The organism is Trebonia sp. (assembly GCF_049794275.1).
Taxonomy (GTDB): Bacteria; Actinomycetota; Actinomycetes; order Streptosporangiales; family Streptosporangiaceae; genus Trebonia.
The window spans coordinates 1-3,499 of the sequence record NZ_JBARCR010000498.1 but is presented as its reverse complement, the minus strand read 5'-3'; the positions used below and the strand labels follow the sequence as shown (position 1 = coordinate 3,499).

General features: G+C 71.8%; 4 protein-coding genes and 1 pseudogene. 3 read left to right on the top strand and 2 right to left on the bottom strand.

The genetic code is table 11. From position 1 onward, the window contains the following. Both WA805_RS13535 and WA805_RS13530 read right to left on the bottom strand, forming a co-directional pair. Positions 1–841 (bottom strand): hypothetical protein (locus WA805_RS13535; protein ID WP_425242506.1); only part of this gene is annotated, 841 nt, incomplete at its 3' end. A gap of 111 nt (positions 842–952) precedes the next feature. Continuing rightward, the gene (locus tag WA805_RS13530) at positions 953–1,645 is read right to left on the bottom strand and encodes a hypothetical protein (RefSeq protein ID WP_422279269.1); all 693 of its coding nucleotides are present in this window, start codon (positions 1,643–1,645) and stop codon (positions 953–955) included. 134 nt (positions 1,646–1,779) lie between these two features. On the opposite strand from WA805_RS13530, the gene sigK reads away from it, so the two are divergent. The 3 genes and pseudogenes from sigK to WA805_RS13515 form a co-directional block, all read left to right on the top strand. Continuing rightward, the gene (gene sigK / locus WA805_RS13525) at positions 1,780–2,370 is read left to right on the top strand and encodes an ECF RNA polymerase sigma factor SigK (protein WP_422290617.1); all 591 of its coding nucleotides are present in this window, start codon (positions 1,780–1,782) and stop codon (positions 2,368–2,370) included. After that, the gene (locus tag WA805_RS13520) at positions 2,367–3,128 is read left to right on the top strand and encodes an anti-sigma factor (protein ID WP_422290616.1); all 762 of its coding nucleotides are present in this window, start codon (positions 2,367–2,369) and stop codon (positions 3,126–3,128) included. The genes sigK and WA805_RS13520 overlap by 4 nt, the downstream gene beginning before the upstream one ends. 147 nt (positions 3,129–3,275) lie before the next feature. Next, positions 3,276–3,499 (top strand): annotated as a pseudogene (locus tag WA805_RS13515) (MMPL family transporter); the annotation flags it as partial.

Below are 3,499 nucleotides of genomic sequence, written 5' to 3'. Positions count from 1 at the left end.
CCCCGCCGAGGCCCTCGCCGAGCCACCACACCGACAGGGCCCAGACGACGGTGCCGGCCAGCGCGGCGCGGGCGGTGGCGCGGAACAGCAGGCCGACGGCCAGCGCGAGCTGGATCGTCGCGAACGCGGCGTTCCACGCGGCCGGATTCGCGGAGACAGCCTGGGCCGTCAGCGTCACCGGGCCTGCGACGATGCCCGGCTGCCCGGTGGCGGCCATCGCCAGCATGTCAGGAAACCCCCTGGTGAACATGTACGGCTGGTACTGCAGCGCGGCGTCGAGCAGCCAGACCGCGCCGAGGGCGATCTGGAGCGCCCGCCGGAGGCCCACCGACTCGCGGTCGGCCGTCCAGGAGAAGACCCGCGTGCCGGGATCGCGGCGGAGCGTGGCCTGCGCCGACGGCGGGAACAGCAAGGTGGCGAATGCCGCCACAGAGCCGGCCAGCACGACGGGAAGGCCAGGGCCCGGACGGGCGATGACCATCGAATCGCCGCCGAGGTCGCGGACGGTCCTGACGAGCTGGATGAGCAGGTAACCGGCAAACCCGGCAGCGGCGAACCCGGCCAGGCCGGCCAGCCAGCGGGCCGCCTGCCCGCCGCGGGCCAGCTGCCAGATCCCGGCGGCGGCGATGACCGCCCCGGCGGCGGCCAGCTCGCGTCCGTTGCCGCCGCGGATGCCGGATATCGGGAGCAGCCCGGCGAAGGCCTCGACCCAGGGAAGCAGGGCCCCGGTGATGATAAGCGCGCCCGCGGCCACGGCGGTGAGCCCGCCGGCGGCGCGCCAGCCTCGCAGCCATGACGGGACGGCGACTGCCCGAGCGGCGGGCTGGCTTCGCGTGGTCATGATCTGTTCTCGCCTTTCTGCCTTTCTGCCTTTCTGCCCTGCTGCCTTGATTGGCGGCCGATAGCGGGTCCCCGGCCAGCCGCGGCGTGCGGGTGGCCGGGGACCACGGTGCTAACGGACGACGGCGAAGTACAGGAACAGGTTGGTGGTGATGTTCCCGGTGACGTCGGCGCTGTCGGTGCGCTGGAGGTGCTCCAGTTCCCAGTCGCTCTTGGCGTGGACGATCTTGTTCCACGCGCTGAGGGACTTGACGCCGACGACGTCGACGTTCCACCACTCGCTCTGGTTACTGTTGTCGGTGGCCACGATGTGGCTGTGCGCGGGCAGCGCCAGGTCCCCGGTGCCCGCTCCCAGGACCGCCGACAGGTCGATCGTGGCCGGGTGGTCGATGCAGTGCCCCGCCACCGGGCATTGCAGGGTGCTCTTCGGCGGGGTGAACCCGAGCGGGACCACCACGTAGAGCGGGTCGAAGCTGGTCGCGGGCGTCTGGGTGTAGTCGGCGCCCGCCTCGCACCTGGATGACGCCTTGCTCGCCGGAGGCGTCTGGCAGGAGTAGTTCTTGCTGTAGAAGAAGCGGACCGTGTGCCCGTCGTACCAGCCGTTGGTGAAGCCGGTCTGGGCGTGGCCGTTCGACGCGGACGTCAGCTGGCCCATGCCGGTCATGCCCGTCATGCCGGACGCCGGCGCGGCGGACGAGGCCAGCGCGGTCCCCGACACCGCGGCCATGGCCAGGACCAGCAGGCCTGACAAGGCAAGCGCGACCTTGCGCGGGCCCGCGCGCCGTGCTCGGTTGAGTAGGGTCATCAAGTTCCCCTTCGGTGTACCGGCGCGCTCGATAGCACGCCTTTCTCGGCCCCATTCGCGGCGACAGGGACCGCGGATTGGTGGTCCGGGCGTATCCGACCCATCCGGCCGCCGGACGGCCTCGAATTACCGGCATGGAAGCGTCATCGGCGGGGCGGCAGGACGACGCCGGGCCAGCGGGAAGGGGGCAGCAGCTCGCCGGGCTGCTCACCCGGGTGGCCCGCGGCGATCACTCGGCCTTCGAGGAGGTCTATGACCAGCTCGCCGGGCCGGTGTACGGGCTGGTCAGGAAGGTGCTGCGGGACCCGGCTCAGTCCGAGGAGGTCGCCCAGGAAGTCATGCTTGACGTGTGGCGTACCGCCTCCAGGTTCGACGCCTCCCGGGGCAGCGCGGGCGCCTGGGTGATGACCATCGCGCATCGCCGGGCCGTGGACCGGGTCCGGTCCGAGCAGGCCGCCACCAGGCGAGAGCAGAGCCTGGCATTCGGCCCGGTGCACGGCGAGGACGTGGCGGAACTCGTCGAATCGGCACTGGACCAGCAGCGGGTCAGGCGATGCCTGGGCAGCCTCACCCCGCTGCAAGCCGAGGCCGTAACGCTCGCCTACTACGGCGGATACACGTACCCGCAGGTCGCTAGCCTGCTCGGAGTCGCGCTCGGCACGGTTAAGACCCGCATCCGCGACGGCCTCATCCGGATGCGCGACTGCATGGGGGTGCCCTGGTGAGCCTCCAGCGGCACGATCTGCACCAGCTGACCGGCGCCTACGCAGCCGACGCGCTGACCGGTGCCGAGCTAGCCCAGTTCGAAAAGCACCTGGGCCACTGCCCATCCTGCGCCGAAGAGGTCCGCGGGCTCCGGGAGACCGCGGCACGGCTCGGGATCGCCACCTCGATCGTGCCCCCGCCCGCGATGCGCCGGCAGGTGCTCGAGGCCGCCAGCCGCACTCGTCAGCTTGCCCCGGCCGGCCGCAGGCTCCTGGACTCCGGCACCCCCGCGCGAGGGGGGTGGCTGCGCCGTGCGCTGCCACGCCCGGTCAGCGCGGCGGCCATGACGGCCTTGGCGGCCGCCGTCGTTGTCCTGGGGATCGTGCTGGCCGGCACGCAGCACCGGCTCGAGCAGGCCCAGTCAGCTAACCAGGCCGTCGCCGCGGTTCTGGCCGCCCCTGGCGCCAGGATCGTAACCAGCGGGACCACCGTCGGCGGTACCGTGACGGCCGTCGTTTCCGCGCGGGACCACGAGGCTGTCGTCACCGCCGCGGGTATGCCTGCTCCGCCCGCGAGCAGGGTCTACCAGCTCTGGCTGATCAGCGTCTCCGGTGCCCGTTCCGCTGGACTGATGCCAGCGAGCAGCACCGGCAGCACGCCCCCCGTCCTGACCGCTGACATCCAGCCAGGCGACCACCTGGGCATCACGATCGAGCCCGCCGGCGGATCCGCCCGCCCGACCACCACCCCGGTAGTCCTGCTTTCCGTCTCCGCCTAGCCGACCGGGACCTGGGGTGTGGTGGTATCCCCCAGGAGCTAGCGGAAGCACCCCGGCGGGAGTGGGGCCGGTGCCCTGGTACCCGGCGGTAACAACGGCGATCGTTGAGAAGCGACAGGCAAAATCGCTCACGCGGGGAGGCTGACGATGTCCCGCTTCACTGGCTGGCTAGGCGGCGCGGCCGCCCGGCACCCCTGGCGCACGATCGCCATCTGGCTGATCCTGATCGTCGCGCTGTTCGGCCTGAAGATGGCGTTCGGCGGCCAGCTTCAGGACGACTACACCGTGCCCGGCACGTCATCGCAGGCCGGCGCCGACTTCCTGCGGGCGCACTTCCCGCAGATGTCCGGCTCGAATGCCCGGGTCGTGAT

What these genes read in the sequence shown, in the direction of transcription:
- WA805_RS13530 (WP_422279269.1), bottom strand. Translation starts at nt 1,645, where the DNA reads ATGACCCTACTCAACCGAGCACGGCGCGCGGGCCCGCGCAAGGTCGCG.
- sigK (WP_422290617.1), top strand. Translation starts at nt 1,780, where the DNA reads ATGGAAGCGTCATCGGCGGGGCGGCAGGACGACGCCGGGCCAGCGGGA.